The sequence below is a fragment of the Chamaesiphon polymorphus CCALA 037 genome, assembly GCF_003003845.1.
Lineage (GTDB): Bacteria > Cyanobacteriota > Cyanobacteriia > Cyanobacteriales > Chamaesiphonaceae > Chamaesiphon > Chamaesiphon polymorphus.
Window position 1 is genome coordinate 1 of sequence record NZ_PVWO01000459.1, and the last position, 4,752, is coordinate 4,752.

8 protein-coding genes are annotated in these 4,752 nt (G+C 45.4%); all 8 read right to left on the minus strand.

Annotated features, from left to right (window positions below; translation table 11 throughout):
* Window positions 1-32: 32 nt before the first annotated feature.
* Window positions 33-581: a hypothetical protein gene (locus C7B77_RS24315; protein ID WP_245894373.1), complete on the minus strand. Its 549-nt coding sequence runs from the start codon at window positions 579-581 to the stop codon at window positions 33-35.
* A gap of 152 nt (window positions 582-733) precedes the next feature.
* Complete coding sequence (locus tag C7B77_RS24320; protein ID WP_106310991.1) at window positions 734-1,120, minus strand: hypothetical protein; 387 nt, start codon at window positions 1,118-1,120, stop codon at window positions 734-736.
* 52 nt (window positions 1,121-1,172) lie between these two features.
* Window positions 1,173-1,463, minus strand: coding sequence for a single stranded DNA-binding domain-containing protein (locus C7B77_RS24325; RefSeq protein ID WP_106310994.1), 291 nt, complete (start codon window positions 1,461-1,463; stop codon window positions 1,173-1,175).
* Window positions 1,464-1,559: 96 nt separating this feature from the next.
* Window positions 1,560-1,943, minus strand: coding sequence for a hypothetical protein (locus tag C7B77_RS24330; RefSeq protein WP_106310997.1), 384 nt, complete (start codon window positions 1,941-1,943; stop codon window positions 1,560-1,562).
* 114 nt (window positions 1,944-2,057) lie between these two features.
* Window positions 2,058-2,761 (minus strand): IS1 family transposase gene (locus C7B77_RS24335; RefSeq protein ID WP_425430845.1). Its coding sequence is split into 2 segments (ribosomal slippage): window positions 2,058-2,428 and window positions 2,428-2,761, totalling 705 coding nucleotides; the frame shifts between segments, so codons are not numbered across the junction.
* 215 nt (window positions 2,762-2,976) lie between these two features.
* Window positions 2,977-3,453, minus strand: coding sequence for a hypothetical protein (locus C7B77_RS24345; protein WP_106311004.1), 477 nt, complete (start codon window positions 3,451-3,453; stop codon window positions 2,977-2,979).
* A gap of 19 nt (window positions 3,454-3,472) precedes the next feature.
* Window positions 3,473-3,877 (minus strand): hypothetical protein, encoded by a 405-nt coding sequence (locus tag C7B77_RS24350; protein WP_106311007.1) that lies wholly within the window; start codon window positions 3,875-3,877, stop codon window positions 3,473-3,475.
* Window positions 3,878-3,953: 76 nt separating this feature from the next.
* A partial coding sequence (locus C7B77_RS24355) for a DUF5895 domain-containing protein (RefSeq protein WP_106311010.1) occupies window positions 3,954-4,752 on the minus strand: 799 nt, incomplete at its 5' end.

The window sequence follows — 4,752 nt, forward strand, 5'->3', positions numbered from 1 at the left end:
GTACCTATGTTTAGGTTAAATGAAAAAGTGAGTTACTGTTGTTGTTGTTTAATATAAAATATTTGTATGAGATAAACTGGGTCGCCAACGGAGATAGCCGATTCAATATTAGTGTTCACAACCTTGAGGTACATTTTCTCGGCAGTAACATTGCAGCTTGCGATTTTAATCCCTTCACCCATTTCAGCCAGCTCAGGCATGACCATCGCTAGGATTTCGTGGTTGTCAACTATACGGTAGCGATTGCTCAGAAAGGCGCGCATCTGGTGCCGTAAAGTCCGAATCAGCGAGGTTTCGCCCTGCTTTTTACCCAGCCAATAGTTAACATTGGTTGACAAGAGTTCGGGAGATACCGAGCGCATCCGATCGTAATAGGGCTTTGGAACCTGGAGACGGCTTGCTATTTGAGCGTGGGCATAGTCTGTAGCTGGCATCTCTTCACTGCCATTTGAGGTTTCGAGATGAAAGTTGCCATTGCCGAGCATACTCAAGCTAGAGGTGGGCGCGTGGAAATCGCGCTTAGTCTCTTGTTGGGCAGTGAGTTCTTGCGCGAGTTCGACGAGAGTTAATCCGGTTTTCATGATATTCTCCTCAAGAATAGTTATGGATGGATACGAGAAAGCCGCCAAATCCAGATAGATTTGGCGGCAGAATATAGGTGAACTTCATATAGCTGCGGCTCGCCGCGTCCCGATCGACAAGAGACGATCGGGACGCGGCGAGCAACGAGATATCAAGCGGCAACTGGGGTCTTCGCCGCTTTCTTACTCCGAGTGTTCGAGGTCTTCCGCTTAGACTTAGCTGGAGTATCACTAGGGGCGATCTGCTCTACGGAAGCTGCAACCTCAGTAGGGGTGATTTCTGCGGCTGGTGCTGCGACAGGCAAATAGATGACAGCGATGACACTGGCGATCGAGATCCCGATAGTGCCAGCATCCCGACCGAGCCGAAACTTGCCACTAACGATGAGATTGGCTTCGGGCACGAATAACCGCTGGCTGAGTTCGGTAGTGGGAATCGCAAATAGAACTTTGATGTCCCCGTCGATGGCAGTACCAACGATTTTGTCACCGTTAACGTCAGCGGTCAGAATAATGAGGTTGGAAATGGCAGTGTTCATGTGAATCCTCCAAAGATAGGGTGAGTAATGAGTACCGATCGGTTCTCTGCGCCTAGTAGGCGATCGGTGCGTCGCATAATTGCAAATCCGAAACAGCAACCACAGGTTTAAAGAGGGCGATCGAACCGTCAGGCATAGGTTCAAAGGTCAGCTCCCCAGTGACGGAGATCGTGTCGCCTTTACGGATGACTTGGGCAGCATCGACGAAAGCGTTGCTGAATCTGACAGCAAACCAATCTTTTCCATCACCAGTTGGCACTGCCAGCGCAGCTTCGAGCATCGCACGATCGCCAAATAAGCACTGGGGAGCGCGACCGACTAGACCGGAAATCGTAACTAGCATCAGCAAAAATTCTCCAAAAGATGGGTGAGTTGAAGCAGTATTGCTTCAGCTAGATTCGGCTCTGCCGATGGTCTGTACTGTCACTTCAATAGCGCATCAGCTAGAGTCTCCTCCAGTTGGAGGAGGAGTGACAACTTTGGATGGAATCGGACAAACACCAAAGTATTCGGCACGAGCAAACATACGCATTTGTAGGGCTTGATGTCGCAGTTCGAGGATCGAGTACTCCGAGTCAATCTGCTGGTGCAAGAGTCTCAATCGTTTCTGGATGTGAGTTTCGGTCGTAATTGGAGCGGCAACTTCGGTAAAATTGAAGTCGATGCAGCGACCTTTGTTGAGGTAGATACCGAACTTGTCGAATTTTGCGACATAGCCTTCATAATTCCAATATCTTTGTGGTGCTAGACTATGGCGACCTTCCCGCAACGAACCAACATTACCGTGCCGTCCGAATAACTTCTTGGCATACTGCCCTTGCAAGGTCGTTGGCGATTTTATCGATATCTAAATATTCGGGCGTTGCTGAATTGATGTATGATATGGCGATCGAGGCGGACAAATATTATTGAAATTGGATGGCAACTTTAGCTAGATTCAATAGTTGGCTGAATATGGAACAGGAACATCCCAGAATTTTAGATAATGAACTAGTAATCTAACTGAATGTGCCAGCATTTCTTTCGACTTAGAATAGCAAAGTGTCTTGCGATGAAGTCGAGCTAAATAGTGTCTGAGTCTTGTATTTTCTCCTTCTACTCTAGTCATATAAGTTTTGCAGATAATTTGGTCTCCATCTGGAATGAATATGGGATAAACTGTCCATCCATCCGTGACATAAAAGTAACACTTCCAGCTACCAACTAATTCCCACAATGGTTCAAAAGTCTTCGCACTATGGTCGCCCATTACCCACCCTAAAATTCCTACCTGAAAGTGGTCTACTGCCGTCCACAGCCAGATCTTATTTTTTTTGAGCCAACAAATGTTTCCAGTTCATCTAACTCGCCTACTTGTGGTATTGTTTCTGGATCGTAAGCATTTGGGAGTAATTCACCTACTTGCTTAACCCAATTAATAATACTGGTATGATGTACTCCCTTAATTCGCTCGATTGCTCTAAAACCCATCCCATTTACATACATTAAAATACATTCTTTTTTGATTTCTTCTCCATAGCCTTGATGCGTTTGATAGCAATCTATGAATTGCCGACCACAATCAACACATATATGATTCTGCTTACCTGCTTTATGCCCATTTTTATTAACACGAGTTGACTTGCATTCTGGACATTCGATCGAATTTAACTTGCCGTTCATTGTTTTTAGTCAATTTTGTTCTCGATCGCTATATCATACATTAATTCAGCAACGCCAATATTCGCTCGTGCAACAGAATTTAAACTCACTAATATAGGCTCTAAATTTTCTGAGATTCGGTTGGTTCATAATAAATTGGGTGTAAAAAAGCCCCAAGCCTTAAAATTGCTTGGGGAAAGTTTTGACATATTACATTAAAGTCTGGCAATTACCTCGATCGCATCCTCTCGATCGATAGGAAAACCACTGCCACTTCTACCCCAGAGCGGCAGACCTTTCCATGTAACGACGGATTCATCTTGGCAATTGAGTTTGTCGTAAAGCCAGTTAGAAACCAGCCAAACTTCTAGTAACTCAACAGGATTGGAGGTGATGTTATTTGCTTGGGCACAATCTTTCCATGCCTGTCCAGCAGTTGAGAATATGGGATCTGATTCGTTGAACGCATCCGCAGCTCTGACATCAGCTTCTAACAACACTTCAATTGAGATTGCTTCCCACCAGAAATATTTGTTGTTTGTGATATCATAATCGACGTGAAATTCTTTACCTTCTAGACTCATACAAGCCTCTTCATAGTCGAATCGTGCTGGAAAGATTTCAGCGATTTCGGCGTTGATTAAATGGACTTTGCGGACGATATGTTTCTGGACTAGTTCGTTAGGTGTCATGGCGATCGTACATTTTTACTTAGAGATCTATAGTCAATTGTTTGAAATCACAATCCTTACCAAACTGCTCTTTAAGCCAACGATTGGCACTTATTAGACTTCTAATAATTTCAGCCCAATTATTTCGATCGTGTTCGTCAACTCCGTATTCGTCATAATATCGATCGAGTAATCTTCCAGCTTCGATTATCGATGTACCTGCATCGAAGGCAATGCCCTCCATCTTTTTGTTGACAGCAAATTTAGTCGCCGCATTGCTGCGTTTCCAATAGATGCTATGCCAAATTTTGTAGCGAGTCTCTAAAAGCTCGTAAGCGATCGTCATCTCTATCCCCGCCAAAATTAGTAATTGATTATGCTGATAATCTGGAAATCTTTTCAACCGCTGTAAACTTGAGCCGACTCCGGCTGTAGATGAATACATAATGTCCTCCAATTAATAAAAATACCTGCGAACTCTGGGGAAATTCGCAGGTAAGGTCGGTCGATGGATTAAACGGCTAGAATGGAATGTCAGCTTCGTCCTCACCATCATCGGTAGTAAGAGTTGTTGCGACTGGCTCAGGAGGGGCAGGAGCGATCTGGGCGATGAGCTTGGCAGCGGCGAAAACTGCTGGCTCGACGGGGATATCCAGCAATTGGAGGACGCGATTTGCTAGATCGTCATTACGACCGAGAAAGAAGCTCTCCCAGTTATCCTTTGTCGGTTTGGTATGACTGGCAACCTTACAGGCAAAAGCTTTCTGCCCGTTACCTGCCAGTTCCCGCATGACCTCGAACTCGAATACACATAAAGCGTTAAATTCGAGCGTCTTCGGACGTGAGGAAATGCCGTTAGCCTGGGCGTGACACATAGTTAGTTCGAGGAGGAACTGTTGATGGTGCGTGGCGAAAGTGGCTTGCGTGGCACCTTTGGTGATGTATTGCATGGGGATTTCATGCAGGGGGCGATTATCACGATCGAGTAGCAACACTTCAAAGATCTGGACATTGGTGATACCAACTCGACCTTTAAATTCGCGATAATTACCAAGCAGTTCCAGCTCTGAGTTACCGTTTTCGGCTTTGATAGTTCGAGCGGCTAGCAGTCCTGACTTGGGTACTACTAGCATCCGAGGCTGGCGGAATATTAAGCCTTTCTCGATCGCCCCGCTGGAGAAGGTATAGGTGTCCAACGTTTGGGGCACATTTAACCAACTTGCTTTTGCCATTTGGTCGAAGCTGACAAAGTACCCACACTCTTCAGGATTCTCGCCACGCAAACTTTGGATGAATGGCAGTTTAGCATTGGGATTACAA